21 protein-coding genes, 3 tRNA genes and 1 pseudogene are annotated in these 19830 nt (G+C 70.8%); 19 read left to right on the top strand and 6 right to left on the bottom strand.

Annotated features, from left to right (window positions below; translation table 11 throughout):
• Positions 1-50: 50 nt before the first annotated feature.
• A complete protein-coding gene (locus AC3RKB_RS01755; protein WP_491434251.1) occupies positions 51-1514 on the top strand; it encodes an NYN domain-containing protein in 1464 nt (487 codons plus the stop codon).
• A 301-nt stretch (positions 1515-1815) separates the two neighbouring features.
• On the opposite strand, the gene AC3RKB_RS01750 is transcribed toward AC3RKB_RS01755, so the two are convergent.
• Together AC3RKB_RS01750 and AC3RKB_RS01745 are read right to left on the bottom strand one after the other, a co-directional pair.
• Positions 1816-2223 carry a hypothetical protein gene (locus tag AC3RKB_RS01750; protein ID WP_491434250.1) on the bottom strand — a complete coding sequence of 136 codons (408 nt, stop codon included), beginning with the start codon at positions 2221-2223 and terminating at the stop codon, positions 1816-1818.
• Positions 2224-2631: 408 nt separating this feature from the next.
• Positions 2632-3066: a hypothetical protein gene (locus AC3RKB_RS01745; protein ID WP_491434248.1), complete on the bottom strand. Its 435-nt coding sequence runs from the start codon at positions 3064-3066 to the stop codon at positions 2632-2634.
• 74 nt (positions 3067-3140) lie between these two features.
• Between AC3RKB_RS01745 and AC3RKB_RS01740 the strand changes: the two are divergent.
• The 4 genes and pseudogenes from AC3RKB_RS01740 to AC3RKB_RS01725 all read left to right on the top strand — a co-directional run.
• A pseudogene (locus AC3RKB_RS01740) lies at positions 3141-3500 on the top strand (DUF2252 family protein); the annotation flags it as partial.
• 19 nt (positions 3501-3519) lie between these two features.
• Entirely contained in the window at positions 3520-3855 is a 336-nt protein-coding gene (locus tag AC3RKB_RS01735; RefSeq protein ID WP_491434246.1) for a DUF2252 family protein, read from the top strand.
• Between the two features lie 164 nt (positions 3856-4019).
• Positions 4020-4226, top strand: a complete 207-nt coding sequence (locus AC3RKB_RS01730; protein ID WP_491434245.1) for a DUF2252 family protein — start codon at positions 4020-4022, stop codon at positions 4224-4226.
• On the top strand, positions 4183-4608 hold the full coding sequence (locus AC3RKB_RS01725; RefSeq protein WP_491436731.1) for a DUF2252 family protein: 426 nt from the start codon (positions 4183-4185) through the stop codon (positions 4606-4608). The genes AC3RKB_RS01730 and AC3RKB_RS01725 overlap by 44 nt, the downstream gene beginning before the upstream one ends.
• 242 nt (positions 4609-4850) lie before the next feature.
• Here the strand turns inward: AC3RKB_RS01725 and AC3RKB_RS01720 are convergent.
• From AC3RKB_RS01720 to AC3RKB_RS01710, 3 genes are all read right to left on the bottom strand, one after another.
• Positions 4851-4923, bottom strand: a tRNA-Phe gene (locus tag AC3RKB_RS01720).
• A gap of 86 nt (positions 4924-5009) precedes the next feature.
• Positions 5010-5083 (bottom strand) — tRNA-Asp (locus tag AC3RKB_RS01715).
• Between the two features lie 38 nt (positions 5084-5121).
• Positions 5122-5194, bottom strand: a tRNA-Glu gene (locus AC3RKB_RS01710).
• Between the two features lie 223 nt (positions 5195-5417).
• Between AC3RKB_RS01710 and AC3RKB_RS01705 the strand changes: the two genes are divergently transcribed.
• Positions 5418-6764, top strand: coding sequence for a peptidoglycan DD-metalloendopeptidase family protein (locus AC3RKB_RS01705; RefSeq protein ID WP_491434244.1), 1347 nt, complete (start codon positions 5418-5420; stop codon positions 6762-6764).
• Positions 6765-6837: 73 nt separating this feature from the next.
• Here AC3RKB_RS01705 and ppa read toward each other — a convergent pair whose 3' ends face one another.
• Positions 6838-7323, bottom strand: coding sequence for an inorganic diphosphatase (gene ppa / locus AC3RKB_RS01700; RefSeq protein ID WP_491434243.1), 486 nt, complete (start codon positions 7321-7323; stop codon positions 6838-6840).
• A gap of 63 nt (positions 7324-7386) precedes the next feature.
• Here ppa and tilS point away from each other — a divergent pair, with 63 nt between their 5' ends.
• The 13 genes from tilS (at position 7387) to panC (ending at position 19776) form a co-directional block, all read left to right on the top strand.
• Positions 7387-8433 (top strand): tRNA lysidine(34) synthetase TilS, encoded by a 1047-nt coding sequence (gene tilS, locus AC3RKB_RS01695; RefSeq protein WP_491434242.1) that lies wholly within the window; start codon positions 7387-7389, stop codon positions 8431-8433.
• 296 nt (positions 8434-8729) lie between these two features.
• Entirely contained in the window at positions 8730-9281 is a 552-nt protein-coding gene (hpt, locus tag AC3RKB_RS01690) for a hypoxanthine phosphoribosyltransferase (RefSeq protein ID WP_491434241.1), read from the top strand.
• Positions 9282-9315: 34 nt separating this feature from the next.
• On the top strand, positions 9316-11013 hold the full coding sequence (locus AC3RKB_RS01685; protein ID WP_491434240.1) for an MFS transporter: 1698 nt from the start codon (positions 9316-9318) through the stop codon (positions 11011-11013).
• Between the two features lie 102 nt (positions 11014-11115).
• Positions 11116-13131 (top strand): ATP-dependent zinc metalloprotease FtsH, encoded by a 2016-nt coding sequence (gene ftsH / locus AC3RKB_RS01680; protein ID WP_491434239.1) that lies wholly within the window; start codon positions 11116-11118, stop codon positions 13129-13131.
• A 36-nt stretch (positions 13132-13167) separates the two neighbouring features.
• A complete protein-coding gene (folE, locus tag AC3RKB_RS01675; protein ID WP_491434238.1) occupies positions 13168-13764 on the top strand; it encodes a GTP cyclohydrolase I in 597 nt (198 codons plus the stop codon).
• Between the two features lie 46 nt (positions 13765-13810).
• Positions 13811-14611, top strand: a complete 801-nt coding sequence (folP, locus tag AC3RKB_RS01670; protein ID WP_491436730.1) for a dihydropteroate synthase — start codon at positions 13811-13813, stop codon at positions 14609-14611.
• Complete coding sequence (folB, locus tag AC3RKB_RS01665) at positions 14595-14966, top strand: dihydroneopterin aldolase (protein WP_491434237.1); 372 nt, start codon at positions 14595-14597, stop codon at positions 14964-14966. Before folP ends, folB begins: the two co-directional genes overlap by 17 nt.
• Entirely contained in the window at positions 14963-15448 is a 486-nt protein-coding gene (gene folK / locus AC3RKB_RS01660; RefSeq protein WP_491434236.1) for a 2-amino-4-hydroxy-6-hydroxymethyldihydropteridine diphosphokinase, read from the top strand. The genes folB and folK overlap by 4 nt, the downstream gene beginning before the upstream one ends.
• Positions 15445-15915, top strand: coding sequence for a DUF3180 domain-containing protein (locus tag AC3RKB_RS01655; RefSeq protein ID WP_491434235.1), 471 nt, complete (start codon positions 15445-15447; stop codon positions 15913-15915). Before folK ends, AC3RKB_RS01655 begins: the two co-directional genes overlap by 4 nt.
• Entirely contained in the window at positions 15908-16516 is a 609-nt protein-coding gene (locus AC3RKB_RS01650; protein WP_491434234.1) for a PH domain-containing protein, read from the top strand. The genes AC3RKB_RS01655 and AC3RKB_RS01650 overlap by 8 nt, the downstream gene beginning before the upstream one ends.
• Positions 16513-18180: a PH domain-containing protein gene (locus AC3RKB_RS01645; protein WP_491434233.1), complete on the top strand. Its 1668-nt coding sequence runs from the start codon at positions 16513-16515 to the stop codon at positions 18178-18180. The genes AC3RKB_RS01650 and AC3RKB_RS01645 overlap by 4 nt, the downstream gene beginning before the upstream one ends.
• Positions 18170-18931 (top strand): Rossmann-like and DUF2520 domain-containing protein, encoded by a 762-nt coding sequence (locus AC3RKB_RS01640; RefSeq protein WP_491434232.1) that lies wholly within the window; start codon positions 18170-18172, stop codon positions 18929-18931. The genes AC3RKB_RS01645 and AC3RKB_RS01640 overlap by 11 nt, the downstream gene beginning before the upstream one ends.
• Complete coding sequence (gene panC, locus AC3RKB_RS01635; protein ID WP_491434231.1) at positions 18928-19776, top strand: pantoate--beta-alanine ligase; 849 nt, start codon at positions 18928-18930, stop codon at positions 19774-19776. Before AC3RKB_RS01640 ends, panC begins: the two co-directional genes overlap by 4 nt.
• Positions 19777-19830 lie beyond the last annotated feature (54 nt).

Below are 19830 nucleotides of genomic sequence, written 5' to 3'. Positions count from 1 at the left end.
CTGCGATCGACCATACGCACGACCTGGGACCACCGAGGATTGGAGAATCTGTGAGCGCTGTTGCGGCCCTGCTGATCGACTGGGAAAACCTCTCCGGTGCAGTACTAGCACGAGGGATGGTCGTGGAGCGGTCCCTCGTAGATGACCTATGGAGGTTTGCCTCCGACAAGTTTCCCGGGGGGCTCAAATCCCACCTAGCGGCGACGAAATTCGATCCGACAATTCGTGTCGCAACGAACGAACGATTGATTGACAGGCTTGAGGTGCGCAGTACCAAGGAGCAAGCAGACATCGCGCTCACCGTGCTCGCGATGGACTACTTGCACCGCGGTATACGAGACTTTTACCTAGTAACTGGCGATCAGGACTTCGTCCATCTTATTGAGAGGCTATTGGACGATCAGGCCCGTGTCACCGTCATCTACGGGGATCGCAGCCGCTTGAGTAGCATTCTCCGACATACACTTGAAATGCCTGGCGTGGTCTCGCTCGACGTTGACGAGATCTCCAATCTGAGTAAGCGACGCCAGGACACGTCCGCGCGGTCGTTGGTTGCGCTTCTTGAGTTGCAACGTCGTGGCTTTATCTTGGGCGGGCGAGCGCGGTCCGATGCCCTCAATCTTCTAAGCGGCTGGGGAATCACGCGCACCGAGGACGAGGCGGAGTACTACGCCCTCGTCAAAGACAAGGACTTGAGTGAACAAATCATCCGGATCGACGCGGCAGCTCCGGGGCCCGAGCGGGGGACGTGGGCGCCTCGCAATGCGCCGCGAACCTACATCAAGATAACCCCAGCAAGATTCGCGGAAATTCAAGCTGTCGACTACCTCGTTCGCGCTCTGTCATCTCGTCCGCGTGGTCTAGCGCCGCGTGAACTACGCACCGGGCCATTTCGGAGCGATGGCGGCGAGCTCCTCGACAAGTCGCTCGACGCGCTCGTCGGCCTAGGGATCGCGAGACGTGGCGCTGATGACGCATACGCAATCACGACTGCAAGCATGCCGCTCGGATACTTCGAGCCCCTCTGGCGCGTGTACGCCGCGGTCTCGGCGGAGTGCTACAAGAAGGGGCTTGCTAGTTTCCCGTTTGGGAGGCTCGAGGGCCTCCTCCAACGCGGTGGGGTCGGTCAAGGTACAGATGCGCGAGCAGCCAGTCGCGTCTCGGAGGCGATTCGTTACTCGAGTGCTGCTGGCGTGATTGACCGTATCGCGGTCGATAAGAAGGCTCATGTCGTTGCACTGAGCACAGCGTTGAGCCGACCGCTTGAGCAGGCTTACGCCGCCATCTACGCGGGGCTTTCATCGTCTCTTGGCCGGTCGGTTCCCAGGCGCGATGTGCTGGCCTTCATGGAGGAGCACGACGAAACACGGTCGACACCGATCTTCGGCTACGACTCGCGGGATCGCGACCGATTCCTGCGCGTGCTGCGCCAAAGTGGCTTGCTGCAGGCCGACGGGGAAGCAATCACAATCCTCGGCACCAAGTGGGGCGAGTCGCTCGCCGCCGTTAGGTGAACGAGTGTCTGCGAACGAGGGGCCTCGCTGGTTCAGGCGTCCGTGGGTAATCACCCTTGTGGGGGCGCTGGCGGTTGCGGCGCTCGCGGGAGCACTTTCTCTCGCATTGTGGGGACCGGTTGATCGAGCCGGCGCAATCGCCGGCGTGCTCACGGCAACGGCTTCTACCGCGGCTGCGCTATGTGCCTTGGCGCTGACGGGTGCGGCACTGGCACGCACTGACCGACAGTTACTCGCCAGCCGAACGGCGCTGACGCTGAGTCAGTATCCCTTTCTGACGCCCGTCCATGAGTCATCGACCTCAGCGCCGGCCGAAGTGCTTGCGCATCATCCGCCGACGGAGGGCCGCTTCAGCTTGCGAGAAGATGGAAGCCGGGACAGTCTGTTCCTTGCGATCGCCAATGATCGCTACACGGTTGGCGTAGTGAACGTTGGCGTTGGCCCCGCCCTCGACGTCGAGGGGCTTCTCGTCCGGACGGATGGCAAGTGGGGTGCGACCAGTGGCCCATCGGTTGTAGCAGCCAAGCAACGAGCCATCTTCATGGTCGTTCTCGACCGCGCTTCGCCGCCACCGGATGTCGGACTCGAGCCCTTTGAGGGCGTTGATGGAATCGCTTTCGCTCTGGAGTTGCGCTACGTCGACGTATTTGGAGTCGCTCGTCGATCGCTCTCCGTCTTCCGGCCGCAGGGCCTCGGACGATGGAGTCAAGTGTCTCGCGGACTCTCAGACGATCGAGGTGACGGCTGACGGGCTTTCGATTGCTCGCTTCCGGAAGAGGTGCTACGCTAGGAACCCTAAGGGGAGCAGTGGAACGCTTATCGACGAACACATGTAGTCTCTAAGCGCGATCTGTCTCAAGACCCGGCCTCAATCTTCGGATTGAGGCTTTCTTTTTTTGCGCAGGTGATGTTCGCCAATCCCCGCTGGTTCGTCAAGACAGAGGCTCGGCTTGGCAACAAGATGTCAGAAGATGTCGCTCAGAGCCAGGGTGAGCCGGGCCCAGAGGGGACAGTGAGAGCTGAAGGGACCGCTCAACCCTTCTCGGGCCAATATCTTGGTCCGTCGATCGGCGCTGCACGGTGACGCGAACTTGGGCGGATCGGCGCTCTCCGGCATCTATCGCCCGGCCGACTCCTCTAGGCCGCTTAGAACCGTGCGCCAATCTTCATCCGACATCGTGAGCCACATGTCGCCCAACGGGTCGCTGTCCCGCCACTCGATGCCGCTCATCGCCGCACCTGCCCGTGTAGCCCATAGCCAAACGGTTGAAGGCATTGCCGCGCCTGGATTCTGCATCATCCAGTCCCGGGCGCCCTGCGGCACATCGTGCCACCACTCTGACTTCGCAACGGGATCCACGTCGATCCATGAGTCGTGGTAATCCCAGACTGCGACTACAGTTCCGCCTGCTGGCGTCTCGCCTTCATAGATTGCGGCCGCCCGTGGCATCTCGGCATACTCCAGAATTGACCACTTGGCCTCGTCGACGGTGGAGTAGACGCCGGTTCGCATGGTCCGATCTGGAGACTGTGTCTCAATGCTGTAAACCATCTGGTCCTCCGTTGGAGCGAGCCTAGCGAACTGGCCATCCCCAGGCGTGATCGCCGACGTGCGCGACCGCAGAGGTGAGGAGGGCATGCGGCTCTGGCGGCCGATGCGCGCCGAGTCAGCATCGAGTCCGCGAAACCCGAACCCCAACACCCGCGGAATCACGCGCCAAGACGGCTCATCTGCAACTCCGCTCTGCGGACTCTTGCGGACACGCCGCAGGCGCCGGGCGACGTGCCGCGGTCGCGTTCGCACGACACTCCGAACTCCCGCGGCCGGGCTACCGGCCCGACCCGGTGGACTTGCTGATCGCGCAGGACACGAGGCGGATCCCCGTGCTCGTCTCGATCCGGCACGGCCGGATGAGCGTGAGCGCGTTCACCTTCTACCGCGGTGCGCCGGCCGTGATGGCGTCCGACCTGTCACACGTGCCGGACTCGGGCTGCAGGTCCCGCTGTGTGCGGAGATGCCCACCTGGCGAACCTCGGACTCTTCAACGGGGCCTACCGACGCCTGGTGTTCGACGTCAACGACTTCGACGAGACGCACCCGGGGCCGTTCGAACGGGACCTGAAGCGGCTCGCGCCAAGCGTGACCGTCGCCGGACGCGACAACGGGCTCGGTGCGGCGAAGACCACGGCGGCCACGCGCTCCGCGATCTCGTCGTATCGCCGCGTGCTCGGCCAGCTCGCCGAGCGGGACCCGTTCGTGGTCCACTACTTCCGTCTCGAACTCGACGCGCTGCTCGAGGCGACGCGGGGGAAGGATGCCGAGCGGCTCGAAAAGGCCTGACGCCGAGCGTCCGCCCGGACGAGCGTCCGGTCGTTCGATCGATTGACGGAACGGGCAGGGGCACCTAACGGATCGTGGACGATCCGCCGCTCGTCTTCCACTTCGACATGGACTCCAACGAGAGCGAGCAGGTCACCGCGTTCTTCGAGGCGTAACGGTAGACCTTGCCGCTCAGCCTGCGGCGCCTACTCGAGCGCTACGACATCGTGGATCTGGCGGTCAAGGTCGTCGGCGTGGGCAGCGTCGGGACGAGTGCCTCATCGCCCTGCTGTCGACGGCCGATGGTGAGCCGCTCGTGCTGCAGTTCAAGGAGGCGACCGCCTCGGTCTGGAGCCGTACCTCGGACGGAGCGGCTTCGGAGAGGCAGGTGAGCGAGTCGTCCAAGGACAGCGCCTCATGCAGGCGAGCGGCGACGTCCTCCTCGGGTGGCCCCGATACGACTCTCCCCGCAGTCACCGTCCGCTCGACTTCTACGCCAGGCAGCTGTGGGACGGGAAGCGCTCGCTCGTCGTGGAGGAGATGGGTGGCAATCTCCTGTCACGCTACGCCGGCCTGTGCGCGGCGACGCTCGCCCTCGCCCATGCTCGCCGCGGCGACGCCGCGGCGATCCGCGGCTACCTCGGCGACGACGACACGTTCGATCAGGCGGTGGTCGGGTTCGCCTCCGCAAACGCCGACCTGACCGAGCTGGACCACGCCGCACATCTGGCCGCGATCGCCGAAGGCCGAGTCGATGCTGTTCGGGAGCTCTGAGGTGAGAGCGTCACCCCTGATTCTTCGCGCAGCCGTCGGCCAGCGTTCGGAGCGTCGGAGTTGGCCGCGCGTCCACGATCATTGCCCACGGTCATGTCGATGAAGATGCGTCCTCGCTGGCCATAAGAGCCGAGTGCGATCACGTAGGTCGTGGGGAATTGTGGGCAGGTGGGCACGGCTTCGGCTGCTTGAGCCACTCGCGAAAACGAGAAAGCCCCCGGCGAACCGGGGGCTTTCGTCTGTGGCTCCGACCGGCATCGATCCGGTGACCTTTCGATTTTCAGTCGAACGCTCTACCAACTGAGCTACAGAGCCTCGCGACATCGGCCCGACGAATCGGAAACGGTGCCTCGATAAGGAGAAAGCCCTCTCTCGAATAGGGAAAGGGCTTGTCGCCTGAGCGACCCTGACGGGACTTGAACCCGCGACCTCCGCCGTGACAGGGCGGCACGCTAACCAACTGCGCCACAGGGCCTCGTAAAGAAGCTGTTCAATTGTAAACCCATCGCTGGGTGACCCCAACGGGATTCGAACCCGTGCTGCCGCCGTGAAAGGGCGGTGTCCTAGGCCGCTAAACGATGGGGCCGGATGTGATCCGTGGTGGCTCTGCCGGGGCAGAACCGCCGAGTAGAGAGCATACGCGGTCCGTGACGAGATTCCAAAACGAGCCGGCCGAGACACGCCACGCGGGGCGGAAATGCCCGGATGGGGCCCGGATCGAACCTAGTGTGACAGGGCTACTGCCCATACGAGAGACGCACGAGGAGCACGAGCGCGGCGCCGGAGCGGGCCTGCGCGGATGGGGAATCATGTCGCGAACCGCAGAGCGCCGAGCGATCGGACGCATGGGCTCTCGCCTGCGCGCCCTCGCCGCGCTGCTCGTGCTCGTGTTCGCGGCGACGAGCGGCGTCACGGCGAACCCGGCCCCGGCGAGCGCGCTCGAGTACCCCAGCTGGCCCGACGTGCAGAAGGCCAAGGCCGACACCGCCGCGGCAGCGAAGGCCGTCGAGCAGATCATCGGCCTGATCGCCCAGCTCGAGGAGAACGTCGAGGTCGCTCGCGCCGAGGCGGAGCGCCGCACCGACGAGCTCATCGTCGCGCAGCAGCAGTACGACGACGCCGTGCGTCGCGCCGACGAGATCCAGGCCCAGGCCGACGCGGCCGCCGCCGAGGCCGCGAACGCCGAGCGCAACGCCGGTCAGCTCGCGGCGCAGCTGTACCGCACGGGCGGCTCCGACATCGGCGTCAACCTGCTCCTCGACGCGGGCGAGGCCGAGCGCACCGACGAGCTGCTCGCCAAGCTCGGGTCGATGGAGAAGATGGTCGAGCGCACGGCCGACATCTACGCCCAGGCCAAGGAGTCGACGAACACCGCGCAGTCCCTCGCCGACCAGGCCGAGGTCGCGCGCGCCGAGCGGGAGCGGCTGCGGATCGCTGCGGAGCAGGCGCTCGCCGCCGCGCAGGCCGCGCAGGCCGCGGCCGAGGCGGCGCTGGCGGAGTCGGAGGAGAAGAAGATCCTGCTCGACCAGCAGCTCCAGTTCCTGCGCGACGCCGAGGCGAAGACGACCGCGGCGTACGAGGAGGGCGAGCGCAAGCGCCGCGAGGAGGAGGAGCGCAAGCGCCGCGAGGAGGAGGCGGCGCGACGCGCAGCGGCGGCAGCAGCGGCGGCCGCTGCGGCGGCGGCGGGCGGCGGCGGAGGAGGCGGGGGCCCGAGCGCAGGCGCCGGCCCCGCGGCATCCGGCTGGGCCAAGCCCGCGTACGGGCGCATCTCCGGCAGCTACGGCCCGCGGCAGGTGATCTGCGGCGGCGGGTATTGCTCGAGCCCGTTCCACTACGCGACCGACATCGCGACCGGCTGCTCGGCCCCCATCTACGCGGCGGCCGCCGGCACGGTCGTGTTCGCCGGATGGTCGGGCAGCTACGGGAACTTCATCAAGATCTCGCACGGCGGCGGCATCTACACCGGCTACGCGCACATCCGGCCCGGCGGCCTGTTCGTCGGGTACGGCGAGGGCGTCGGCGCCGGCCAGAACATCGCCTCGAGCGGCACCACCGGCGCGTCCACCGGATGCCACCTGCACTTCGAGGTCTACAGCGGCGCGAGCCGCATCGACCCCGTGCCGTTCATGGGGGCGCGCGGCATCTACCTCGGCTGAGACGCGGAACGGGGCGAGCCGTTCGGCTCGCCCCGTTCATGCGTGCAGCGGATGTCGCGACATCCGCCCGGTCTCAGTGACCGGGATACGCCTCGATCGCCTTGGCGATGAGCGCCTCGGCCTCGGCCGCGTTCGCCCAGCCCTCGGTCTTGACCCACTTGCCCGGTTCGAGGTCCTTGTAGTGCTCGAAGAAGTGCTCGATCTCCTTGCGCGTGAACTCGGGGATCGAGTCGACGTCCTGGATGTGGTTCCAGCGCGGGTCGCCCGCGGGCACCGCGATGACCTTCGCGTCGCCGCCGCCGTCGTCGGTCATGTGGAACACGCCGACGGGGCGCACCTTCACGCCCACGCCCGGGAACAGCGGGTACTGGGTGAGCACGAGCACGTCCAGCGGGTCGCCGTCGTCGCCGAGGGTGTTCTCGAAGAAGCCGTAGTCGGTCGGGTAGACGAAGTTCGTGTAGAGCACGCGGTCGAGGAAGACCCGGCCGGTCTCGTGGTCGACCTCGTACTTGTTGCGGCTCCCCTTGGGGATCTCGATGACGGCGGCGTACTCGCCCATGCTGTTCTCCTCGTGTGGCGGATGGCGCGCTCGCGCCCCGGATGGCCGGAATAAGGTTACGTGATGCCCTCCGAGCGCCGTCCACGCCTGACGCCGCCGATCGCCGACGTGCGACGCGCGGTGCGCGCCGTGCTGGCGGGTCCGCAGGTCGAGGAGCGACCGCAGGCCGCGTCTCGGAACCCGTCCGACGTGCCACTCCTGCTCGTGGCGCTGTCGGGCGGGCCCGACTCGCTCGCGCTCGCGGCGGCGGCCGCGTTCGAGGGGCCGCGGGCCGGATGGCGCGCGGGCGCGGTCGTCGTCGACCACGGGCTGCAGGCGGGGTCGTCCGAGCAGGCGGATGCCGCGGCATCCGTCGCCCGCGACCTGGGGCTCGATCCGGTGCTGGTGCGGAGGGTCGACGCGGCGGCCGCGCCAGGCGGAGCCGGACCCGAGGGTGCGGCGCGCGCGGCCCGGTACGCCGCGCTCGATGCCGCGGCCGCCGAGACGGGCGCCGAGCTCGTGCTCCTCGGCCACACGCTCGACGACCAGGCCGAGACCGTGCTGCTCGGCCTCGCGCGCGGATCGGGTGGGGCGAGCCTCGCCGGGATGGCGCCCCGCACGGGACGCTACGCGCGGCCGCTGCTCGGCATCCGGCGTGCGACGACGCGGCAGGCGTGCCTCGACGCCGGGCTCGCGCCGTGGGACGACCCGCACAACACCGACCCCGCGTACGCGCGCGTGCGCGTCCGCGAACGGGTGCTGCCCCTGCTCGAGGCCGAGCTCGGCCCGGGCGTCGCCGAGGCGCTCGCGCGCACCGCCGAGCAGCTCCGCGAGGACGAGCAGGCGTTCGACGACCAGATCGACGAGTTCATCGAGGAGATCTGCGAGCCCGCCGAGGCCGGCATCGCCGTGTCGGTCGGCGCGCTCGCCGCCAACCCGGCCGCGCTCCGGCAGCGCATCATCCGGCACGTCGTCGCGAGCGAGTTCGGCGTCGCGCTGAGCCGCCGGCAGACGCTCGAGGTCGCCCGGCTCGTCACCGACTGGCGCGGCCAGGGTCCCATCGACCTGCCCGGCTGCCGCGCCACCCGCGTCGGCCCTCTCCTCCTCATCCAGAATTCAGGAGCCCCCTGAGCGGAATTCAGGAACGCCCCGAGCGGAATTCAGGAACGCTCTGAGCAGTATTCAGGAACGGTGCGACGCTTCCGGTCCCTGCCGCGCGGGACTCGGGCGCTGATCAGGCCGAAGGCGCGGAGCGCTCCTGAATTCTGGACGGGGACGCCGCCGCTGCTCCTGAATTCCGCATGGGGGTGAGGCCGGCGCTCCTGAATACTGCACGGGGGTGACGGCGGCGCTCCTGAATTCTGGACAGCGACCGGGGATAGGCTCGTGCCATCCGTTTCGCCCACGACCAGCAGGAGGAGCCCGGGATGGATTCGCGCGAGATCGAGGCCGACCTCACCGAGGTGCTCGTGACCGAGCAGCAGATCCGCGACAAGCTCGCCGAGCTCGCCCGGCGCATCGAGGCCGACTACGCCGGCCGCGACCTGCTGCTCGTCGGCGTGCTCAAGGGCGCCGTCATGGTCATGGCCGACCTCGCGCGCGAGCTGAAGCCGCACGTGACGATGGACTGGATGGCGGTCTCGTCGTACGGGCTCGGCACCGAGTCATCCGGTGTCGTGAAGATCCTGAAGGACCTCGACACCGACCTGTCGGGCCGCGACGTGCTGATCGTCGAGGACATCATCGACTCCGGCCTCACGCTCAGCTGGCTGCTCGGCAACCTGCGCTCGCGCGGCGCCGCGTCGATCGAGATCTGCGCGCTGCTGCGCAAGCCCGACGCCGCGAAGGTCGAGGTCGACGTCAAGTACCTCGGGTTCGACATCCCCAACCAGTTCGTCGTCGGCTACGGGCTCGACTACGCCGAGAGGTACCGCAACCTGCGGGATGTCGCCATCCTGGCGCCGCACGTCTACAGCTGACCGATCCGGGGCTGCAGGCCCTAGAGTCGTCCCCATGGGCGATGGGGGGCGCCGGGGCCGGTTGCGCGAGGCCGGCGCGGCCTTCGCGAGCAACTGGGTGAACCCCAGCCTGCGCCGCGCCCAGCTCAGCTTCCTCGGCGCCTGGACCGCCGAGTGGGCGTTCACCGTGGCGCTCGGGATCGTCGCCTACCGCGACGGCGGTGCGGTCGCCGTCGGGCTGGTGGGCCTGCTGCGGATGGTGCCGTCCGCGATCTTCGCCCCGCTGCTCTCGCCGATCGCCGATCGCGGACGGCGCGAGCGCGTGCTCATCCTGGTGTCGGTGGTCCGCGGACTCGCGACGGCGGCCGCCGCCCTGGTCGTCGCGGTGGCGGGCCCGGCCGCGATCGTCTACGCGCTCGCGGTGGTCTCGACGATCGCGGCGACGCTCTACCGACCGGCGCACTCCGCGCTGCTGCCGTCGCTGTGCCGGACCGGGTACGAACTCGCCAGCGCCAACATGGTCCGCGGTCTGCTCGACTCCGCGGCCACGCTCGCGGGGCCGCTGCTTGCGGCGGTGCTGCTCCAGTTCACCGGCGTCGACGTGGTGTTCGCCGTCGCCGCCGCGGCCTCGTTCGCCGCCGCCGCCCTGCTGGTGCGACTCAAGTACGAGGCGCCCCCTCGACCTCCCGCCCCGAGCCGACCCAACCTGGCGAAGGAGGCCGCCGAGGGCCTGCGCGCGGCCACCGGGAACCGCGACCTGCTGCTCATCCTCGGGCTCGCGGCCGCGCAGGCGCTGACCCGGGGTGCGTTGACCGTGCTCTCCGTGGTGGTCGCGATCGAGCTGCTGGGCACGGGCGAACCCGGGGTCGGGGCCCTCATGACCGCCGTGGGGGTGGGCGCGGTGCTCGGCTCGCTCGGGGCGTCGCTGCTCGTCGGCACGGGGCGGCTGGGCGGATGGTTCGCGGTCGGCGTCGCACTGTGGGGACTGCCGATCGCCCTTGTCGGCGTGTTCCCCCAGCAGGCGGCCGCGTTGGTCCTGCTCTCGTTCGTCGGCGTCGGCAACGCGCTGATCGACATCGCCGGGTTCACGCTGATCGCCAGGATGGCGCCCGACGAGGTCCTGGCCCGCATCTTCGGCGTGCTCGAGAGCCTCGTGGCGGTCTTCGTCGGGATCGGCGCCGTGGTCGCGTCGGCGGCGATCGGATGGCTCGGCGTCCAGGGCGCGCTCATCGCGATCGGGCTGGTCTGCCCGGTGCTCGCCCTCGTCTCGTGGCGACGCCTGCGCGGCCTCGACCGCGTCGTGGACGACCTCGACCACAGTGTCGGCCTGCTCCGGCAGGTGCCCATGCTGCAGGTGCTGCCGCTTCCCTCCATCGAACAGCTGGCGCGCGGCCTCGAGCCGGTCGCCGTGCCGGCCGGCGCGGCGGTGTTCACGCAGGGCGAGCGCGGCGACCGGTTCTACGTGATCGAGTCGGGCGACGCCGACGTGATCGGCGACGGGCGGGTCGTCGCCGCGCTCGGACCGGGGGAGGGCTTCGGCGAGATCGCGCTGCTCCGGCGCACGCGCCGGACGGCCACGGTGCGGGCCACGAGCGACCTGCGGCTGCAGGCGCTGACGTGCGACCGCTTCCTCCCCGTCGTGCTCGGATACACGCCGAGCGCGCGACAGGCCGCCGCCGACATGGACGACCGGCTGGGCCAGTGGCAGCAGCCGGAGCCGAGGGAGCCGTCCGGCGAGCCGCCGGCGCCGTAGCATCACGGTGGCGCGGCGATTCAGCCTGCCACGGCACCGCCGCACCGCTTTCAGCGAACAGGGAGCCGGTCCCCAGCGGCGCCGCTGTAGCCTTGCAGGACCATGAACGTGAAGAAGATCCTGCGCGGGCCGATCCTGTACATCCTGCTCGCGATCGTCGCCGTGTGGATCGGATCGAGCCTCATCAGCCAGTCGGGGTTCCGCGAGGTCTCCACGCAGAAGGGCCTCGAGCTCCTCGACGACGGCAAGGTCTCGGCCGTGAAGATCGTCGACGTCGAGAACCGCGTCGACCTCACCCTGACCGAGGCCGAGGAGGATCTCGGCACCCAGGTGCAGTTCTACTACGTCACGCCGCGCGGCGTCGACGTGATCGAGGCGGTCGACGCCGCGAACCCGGCCGACGGCTACGACGACGAGGTGCCCCAGCCGAACTGGTTCCTCTCGATGCTCGGCATCCTGCTCCCGCTCGTGCTCATCGGCCTGTTCTTCTGGATCATGCTCTCGGGCATGCAGGGCGGCGGCAACCGCGTCATGCAGTTCGGCAAGTCGAAGGCCAAGCTCGTCTCGAAGGAGAGCCCGAAGGTCACCTTCGACGATGTCGCGGGCGCCGACGAGGCCATCGAGGAGCTCCACGAGATCAAGGACTTCCTGAAGGACCCGGCGAAGTTCCAGGCCGTCGGCGCGCGGATCCCGAAGGGCGTGCTGCTGTACGGCCCTCCCGGCACCGGCAAGACGCTCCTCGCGCGCGCCGTCGCGGGCGAGGCGGGCGTGCCCTTCTACTCGATCTCCGGATCCGACTTCGTCGAGATGTTCGTCGGCGTGGGCGCCAGCCGCGTGCGCGACCTCTTCGACCAGGCCAAGCAGAACGCGCCGGCCATCATCTTCGTCGACGAGATCGACGCCGTCGGCCGGCACCGCGGCGCGGGTCTCGGCGGCGGCCACGACGAGCGCGAGCAGACGCTCAACCAGCTGCTCGTCGAGATGGACGGCTTCGACCCGAAGACCAACGTCATCCTCATCGCGGCGACCAACCGCCCCGACATCCTCGACCCGGCGCTGCTCCGCCCGGGCCGCTTCGACCGCCAGATCGGCGTCGACGCGCCCGACCTCAAGGGCCGCCAGAAGATCCTCGAGGTGCACTCGAAGGGCAAGCCGCTCGCCAACGGCGTCGACCTCGAGGTGCTCGCGCGCAAGACGCCCGGCTTCACGGGCGCCGACCTCGCGAACGTGCTGAACGAGGCCGCGCTGCTCACCGCCCGCTCGAACGCGCAGCTCATCGACAACCGCGCGCTCGACGAGGCCGTCGACCGCGTCATCGCCGGACCGCAGCGTCGCTCGCGTGTGATGAAGGACAAGGAGAAGCTCATCACCGCCTACCACGAGGGCGGACACGCGCTCGCGGCGGCGGCGATGAACTACACCGACCCCGTCACGAAGATCACGATCCTCCCGCGCGGCCGTGCGCTCGGCTACACCATGGTGCTGCCGCTGGAGGACAAGTACTCGGTCACCCGCAACGAGCTGCTCGACCAGCTCACCTACGCGATGGGCGGCCGCGTCGCAGAAGAGATCGTGTTCCACGACCCGTCCACGGGCGCGTCGAACGACATCGAGAAGGCCACGTCGACGGCCCGCAAGATGGTCACCGAGTACGGCATGAGCGCGAACGTCGGCGCCGTGAAGCTCGGGCAGTCCCAGGGCGAGGTGTTCCTCGGCCGTGACATGGGCCACCAGCGCGACTACTCCGAGGAGATCGCCGAGACGGTCGACGTCGAGGTGCGCACGCTCATCGAGCAGGCGCACGACGAGGCGTGGCAGGTGCTCAACGACAACCGCGACATCCTCGACACGCTCGCGGCCGAGCTGCTCGAGCACGAGACGCTCGACCAGCATCAGATCGCCGCGATCTTCAAGGACGTCCGCAAGCTCCCGCCGCGGCCGCTCTGGCTCTCGAGCGACAAGCGCCCGGTCTCGGACCGCCCGCCCATCCAGTTCCCGCACCAGAAGGCGCCGATCGACCAGGGTGCCGTCGACGGCGGCGTCGACTCGGGCAAGCCCGTCGAGGAGGCGAAGGCGTCGCGCGCGCCGAGCACGAAGCCGCGTCCCGCCACGGCGTGAGCCGATGCGTCGGTCGCGGGCGATGAGGAGGGTGCCATGACGGGGGTCGACACGGCCCGCATCGAGCGCGCCGTCCGCGAGCTGCTGCTCGCCATCGGCGAGGACCCCGACCGCGCCGGGCTCGCGAGGACCCCGGCCCGCGTCGCCGAGGCGTACGCCGAGTACTTCAGCGGCATCGGCGCCGATCCGCAGGCGCCGCTGGCCGACTCGGTCGAGATCGGCGCGGCCGACGACGGCGAGCCGGCGACCGGCGACGCGGTCGTGCTCCGCGACCTCCACTTCCGCTCCGTGTGCGAGCACCACCTGCTGCCCTTCATCGGCACGGCCCACGTGGCCTACCTGCCCGGGGCGAGGATCGTCGGCCTCGGCCGCATCCCCGCGGTCGTCGACACGCTCGCGAACCGTCCGCAGCTGCAGGAACGGCTCGCCGAGGAGATCGCCGACGCGCTCGAGGCCGGCCTCGACCCGCGCGGCGTGCTCGTCGTGCTCGACGCGACCCACGGATGCGTGACCACGCGCGGCGCGCGCCAGGAGCACAGCTCGACGATCACGATCGCGAGCCGCGGCGCACTCGCCGAGCCGGCCGCGCGTGCCGAGATCATCGCCCTCATCGGAGCGGGTCGCGGTGCCTGACCTCGCCGACGCCTTCACGCCGGTCGGCGCCGCGGGCACGCTCGTGATGGGCGTCGTCAACGTCACGCCCGACTCGTTCAGCGACGGCGGGCGCTGGTTCGACGCCGACGCGGCGGTGGCGCACGCGCTCGAACTCGCCGAGGCCGGCGCCGACCTGCTCGACGTCGGCGGCGAGTCGACCCGGCCCGGCGCGGCGCGCGTCGACCCCGACGAGGAACTGCGGCGCGTGATCCCCGTCATCCGCGCGCTGACCGGCCGCGGGCTCCGCGTGAGCGTCGACACCATGCGCGCCACGACCGCCGAGGAGGCGGTGGCGGCCGGCGCCGAGATCATCAACGACGTCTCCGCCGGGCTGGCCGACGAGTCGATGGCGCGGATCGCCGCCGAGTCGGGCGCTCGCTACGTGGCGATGCACTGGCGCGGCCACTCCGACCGGATGGATCAGCTCGCCGAGTACGCCGACGTCGCGCGCGACGTGCGTGACGAGCTCGCGCGCCGCGTCGACGCGCTGCTGGGCGCCGGAGTCGCGCCCGAGCGGCTCATCCTCGACCCCGGTCTCGGATTCTCCAAGCGCGGCGAGCAGAACTGGGAACTGCTGGCCAATCTCGACGTGCTCGCCGAGCTCGGCTACCCGATCCTCGTGGGCGCCTCGCGCAAGCGGTTCCTCGGCGCGCTGCTGCCCGACGGCGCAGCGGTCGAGCAGCGCGACCTGCCGACCGCGGTCGTCAGCGCGCTCGCCGCCCAGGCCGGCGCGTGGGCCGTGCGCGTGCACGACGTCGCGTCCACGCGGGTCGCGCTCGACGTCGCCGGTGCATGGCAGAGTGGACGACGTGGCCAGCACTCCTGATCGGATCTCCGTGACCGGGATCCGGGTGCGCGCGCACCACGGCGTGTTCGACTTCGAGCGCGAGCAGGGGCAGGAGTTCGTGATCGACGTCACCGTCGCGGTCGACCTCCGCGCCGCGGCATCCGGCGACGACCTCGGCCGCACCGTGCACTACGGCGAGCTCGCCGAGGCGGTCGCCCGAGCGGTCGAGCGCGACCCCGTCGACCTCATCGAGACCGTCGCCGAGCGCGTCGCCGCGGTGGCCCTCGGCTTCGGGGGCGTCGAGGAGGCGACGGTCACGGTGCACAAGCCGCAGGCGCCGATCGCGGTGCCGTTCGACGACGTGTCGGTGACCGTCGTGCGAGGGCGCGCATGAGCCGCGCCGTCGTCGCCTTCGGCGCCAACCTCGGCGACCGCGAGGCCACGATCGCCGCGGCGACGCGCGAGCTCGCCGACGCACCCGGCATGCGGCTCGTGGCGGTCTCGCCCGTCTACGAGACCCCTGCGATCAAGGTCGACGGGGTCGACGGCGCCGCCCCGCGCTACCTGAACGGCGTGGTCATCGTCGAGACCGACCTCGAACCGCACGCGCTCCTCGACCTGCTGCAGCGCATCGAGCTCGAGCACGGCCGCACGCGCGAGACGCGCTGGGGCGACCGCACGCTCGACCTCGATCTCATCGACGTCGACGGCATGGTGCTGGTCGACGATCGCCTCGAGCTGCCGCATCCTCGGGCGTGGGAGCGTGCGTTCGTGCTGCAGCCGTGGCTCGACGTCGAGCCCGATGCCGAGATCCGCGGCCGCGGGCGCATCGCCGAGCTGCGCGCGTCCGCGACCGACGAGGTGGTGCGCCGGTGAAGCGCACGCACGCCTCGACCCTCATCGCGTTCACGGTCGGCGGGCTCGCCTTCGGCTACCTCGGCGAGCTGGCGCTGGTCAGCGGCGGCTCCTCCGCGCTCGTGCCCCCGATCTCGCTCGCCGTCACGCTCGTCGGCGTCGCCGCGATCGTCGTCGCCATGGCCTGGCCGATCCGGCAGGCGGTCCGCGGCTCCGCGAAGGGGCGGATCGACCCGTTCCGTGCGGCGCGCGTCGCCGTGCTGGCCAAGGCGAGCAGCGTCACCGGCGCGCTCGTGCTCGGCGTCGGGCTCGGCATCACCCTGTTCCTGCTGACGCGAAGCGTGCTTCCCCCTGCCTCGACCACATGGATGGCGGTGGCCACCGCGATCGGCGCGGCGCTGCTGCTCGCCGGCGGGCTCGTGGCCGAGCACTTCTGCACGCTGCCGCCCGACGAACCCGACGACGAGGAGGAGACGGCGAATGCCTGAGCCCGAGCAGGTGCCGGCGACCGGCGAGCGGCGGGCCGCGGGTCCCGAGACCGGGGTCGAAGCGGCGGGAGGGCTCGAGGCGTCGGCCGGGGCCCAGCCGGCTCCCGCGACGGCCGCAGCCGGGGCCGGTCCCGTGGCGGCGGCCGAGTGGCGCGGCGTCTCGCCGAAGCACGTCGTCGTCGAGGTGGTCGGCTCGGTGATCGGCGCGGGCATCGCCGTGGCCGCGCTGCTCGTCGCGAGCACGTGGCTCGACCTGCCGTTCCTCGGGTGGATCGCGGCCGGCGTCGGGCTGCTCGCGCTCGTCTCCATCGCGTTCGAGCCGCGGCGCGTCCGCTCCATCCGTTACCTGCTGCGCGCCGACGACCTCGTGTTCCGCCGCGGCATCATGTACCAGCGCCAGGTCGCCGTGCCCTACGGTCGCATGCAGCTCGTCGACATCACCCGGGGGCCGGTCTCCCGCGCGCTCGGCCTCGCCGACCTGAAGTTCGTCACGGCCGCCGCCGCCACCGCGGTGACGCTGCCCGGGCTGCCGCTGGAGGAGGCGGAGCGGCTGCGCGACCATCTCGTCTCGCTCGCCGAGACCCGCCGGGCGGGGCTGTGAGCGCGACCCAGCCGCCGCCGCAGTCGCAGCCGGTCCCGCCGCCCGCGACTCGCGACCTCGCCGACGGTGAGTGGCACCGACTGCACCCCGCGAGCCCGCTGCTGCGCGGCGGCCTCGTGTTCCTCGCGGTACTCGGCTTCGTGCTCGCGAACCTGCGCGAGCGACTCGTCGAGGTGTTCCTGCTCCTGTTCGCGCCGAGCGAGTTCGAGCGCGACTTCGCGCCGTCCGACTGGGAGGGCGACTGGGCCGAGGACCCCATCACCGGGATCGTCGCGAACGGCCTCATCGGGTGGGCGCTCATCGGCCTCGCGGTCGTCATCGTGCTCGTCGTGCTCGGCTTCTGGCTCGCGTGGCGCATGCACACGTTCCGCGTGACGCACGAGGCGCTCGAGGTGCGCAGCGGCATCCTGTTCCGTTCGCACCGCAGCGCCCGGCTCGATCGCATCCAGGGCATCAACCTGGCCCGGCCGGTGTTCGCCCGGCTGTTCGGCACCGCGAAGCTCGACGTCTCCGTCGCCGGCCAGTCCGGCAACGTCGACCTCTCGTACCTCGGGTCGGCGCAGGCCGACCGCCTTCGCGCCGACCTGCTGCGGCTCGCGTCGGGTGCGCGACGGGCCGCGGCCGGGCCCGGCGAGCCCGCCGCCGCCGACGCTGGGGCGGGTGCCGGGGCCGTGATCCCGGATGGCACGGCGTCGCCGACCCTCGCCGCCCGCGCCGGCGGCCTCGTGAACCGGCGCGTCGACGAGTTCCTCGCACCCGAGCTCGACCCGTCGCTCGCCCCGCCCGAGTCGGTCGTGCGCCTGCCGCTGCCGCGCGTGATCGCGTCGTCGCTGCTCGGCGGTTCCATGGTCTGGTTCGTCGTGCTCGTCGTGGTGATCACGATCGGCATCACGACCGGGGCGACGTGGCTGCTGTTCACGTTCGTGCCCGCCGCGATCGGCCTGATCAGCTACCTGTGGTCGCGCATCACCAAGTCGCTGCGGTACTCGATCGCGGGCACGCCCGACGGCGTCCGCATCGGGTCGGGCCTGCTGTCCACCTCGAACCAGACGATCCCGCCCGGGCGCGTGCACGCGATCGAGGCGTCGCAGTGGCTCCTGTGGCGGCCGTTCGGCTGGTGGACGGTGCGGGTGAACATCGCCGGGCAGTCCGTCGTCGGCAACGGCGACGCGACCCAGCGCACGCTCGTGCTGCCCGTCGGCACCGCCGACGACGTCGAGCGCGTCATCGGCCTGCTCGCGCCCGAGGCGGCCGCAGAGATCGCGTCGGTGATCGACGCCGGGCTCACCGGCCGGGGCAGCAGCGCCGGCTACACCGCCGCCCCGCGTCGCGCCGCGTGGATCCGCCCGACCTCGTGGCGACGCGTCGGGCTCGCGATCGCCGGCGGCGTGGTGCTGCTCCGCCGCGGCTGGCTCCTGCGCAGCCTCGTGCTCGTGCCGCTCGCGCGCCTGCAGTCCGTCGCGCTCGCGCGCGGTCCGATCCGCCGCGGGCTCGGGCTCGCGTCGCTGCGCATCCACACGGTGGCCGGGCCGATCACGCCCGAGGTCCCCGCGCTCGACCGGGCCGATGCCGATGCCGCGTTCGAGGCGATCGCGGCCGAGGCGGTGGCACGCGCCATCCGGGACCGCAGCGACCATTGGGGGGTGGAGGCCGATGCGCGCTGATCAGCGAGCCGGACGCCTCGGCGTCGGCACGATCGGCGCCGGCCACGTCGGCGCGGTGCTCGCCTCGGCGCTCGGCGGCGCCGGCCACGCGCTCACGGGCATCGCCGCCGTCTCCGAGTCCAGCCTCGAGCGTGCGGCCGCGATGCTGCCCGGGGTTCCCGTGCTGCCGATCCCCGACGTCGTCGAGCGCAGCGAGCTCGTGCTGCTCGCCGTGCCCGCAGACGAGCTGCCCTCGCTCGTCGACGGCCTCGCCGCCGCCGGCGCCTGGCGGCCAGGGCAGCTCGTGGTGCACACCGCCGCCCGCTACGGCGTCTCGGTGCTCGAACCCGCCCTCCGCGCGGGCGCCATCCCGCTCGCCATCCACCCCGCGATGAGCTTCACCGGCACGAGCATCGACCTCGGTCGGCTCGCGGGCACCTGGTTCGCGGTCACCGCGCCGGCCCCCGTGCTGCCGATCGCGCAGGCCCTCGTGGTCGAGATGGGCGGCGAGCCGCTCGTGGTCGCCGAGGGCGATCGGGGCGCGTACGCCGAGGCGGTCGACACCGCGGTGTCGTTCTCGACCGCGATCGTCGACCAGGCCACCGGCATCCTCGAGCGGATCGGCGTCGACCGCGCCGGCTCGGTGCTCGCGCCGCTCGTGCGGAGCGCGGTCGAGAACGCGCTCGCGCGCCACGACCCCGGCCCGAGCATCGACGGGGCGGCTACGATCGACGGGGCCGACGACGGTTGGCCGTCGGGAGGTGCGGTGTGACGGAGCTGGTCGACACGATCGCGGGCATCCGCGCCGCGGTGCGCGCGCACCGCGCCGCCGGGCGCACGATCGCACTGGTTCCGACCATGGGCGCGCTGCACGAGGGTCACCTCGCGCTCGTGCGTCGCGCGCGCGAGGCCGCCGACGTCGTCGTGGTGTCGATCTTCGTGAACCCTCTGCAATTCGGGGCGGGGGAGGACCTCGACCGCTACCCGCGCACCCTCGAGACCGACCTCGCCGCCCTCGAGCGGGAGGGCGTCGAACTCGCGTTCGCGCCGACCGTCGCCGAGATGTACCCGTCGGGCGAGGTCGAGACCAGGGTCACCGCGGGGCACGTCGGCACGCTCTACGAGGGCGCGTCCCGCCCTGGCCACTTCGACGGCATGCTCACCGTCGTCGCCAAGCTCTTCCACATCGTCCTGCCCGACCGTGCGGTGTTCGGGCAGAAGGACGCCCAGCAGGTCTTCCTCGTGCAGCGGATGGTGCGTGAGCTCGACGCCCCGCTCGAGATCGAGGTCGTGCCGACGGTGCGCGAGCCCGACGGTCTCGCCATGTCGAGCCGCAACCGATTCCTCGACGCCGAGCAGCGGCGCATCGCGCTCGCGCTCTCCGAGTCGTTGGTCGCCGCCGACTCCGCGGCGTCCGAGGGCCTCGACGAGGTGCTGGCCGAGGCCGCCGGCGCATTCGGCGACCACGACGGCATCGAACTCGACTACCTCGTCGTGGTCGATCCCGCCACGTTCCTGCCCGTGATCGAGGGCGCGACCGGTCCCGCGACCGTGCTCGTCGCCGCACGCGTGGGCACGACGCGGCTCATCGACAACGCCGGCATCACGCTCGGCTGACGGCCCGCGGCATCCGGCTGCCCGTCAGGATCGCCGCGACGCGGCGGGCTACGC

It is taken from the genome of Agromyces capsici, assembly GCF_058349965.1.
The sequence above is the reverse complement of the archived record's forward strand: the minus strand, read 5'-3'. Positions and strand labels throughout refer to the sequence as shown.